Origin of the sequence: Gluconobacter sp. P1D12_c (assembly GCF_018812105.1) — a bacterium.
Lineage (GTDB): Bacteria > Pseudomonadota > Alphaproteobacteria > Acetobacterales > Acetobacteraceae > Gluconobacter > Gluconobacter oxydans_A.
In genome coordinates this window covers 1-352 of sequence record NZ_JACSIQ010000916.1, presented here as the reverse complement: position 1 = coordinate 352, position 352 = coordinate 1, and the positions used below count along the sequence as shown (strand labels likewise).

General features: G+C 56.0%; 1 protein-coding gene. It reads right to left on the bottom strand.

The window, feature by feature from the left end:
- Positions 1–352: transposase (locus KP705_RS19785; RefSeq protein ID WP_215765549.1), on the bottom strand; the 352-nt coding region annotated here is incomplete at both ends.

Sequence of the window (352 nt, the reverse complement as noted above, 5' to 3'; positions counted from 1 at the left end):
TGGCCCGACATCGGCAGATAGCCGGCGTGCCGCAGGGTCGCGTCAAAACGGTTGAACAGACCCTCGATCGCTCCCACCTGCGTCAGGCGCTCACGGAACAGCCAGAGTGTTTTGGCATCAGGAACACGATCTGAAAGCCCCAGCCCAAGGAAGCGCATGAACGACAGGCGATCGTTGATCAGATATTCCGTCCGCTCATCAGACAAATTGTTCAACGTCTGGATCACCAGGATCTTGAACATCAGCACCGGATCAAATGGCGGTCGCCCGCCTTTGCTTCCATCTGAATAGGCCAGTGCCTTCTCCAGATCAGGACGGAACACTTCAAAATCCACAGTCCGGGAAAGCGCTT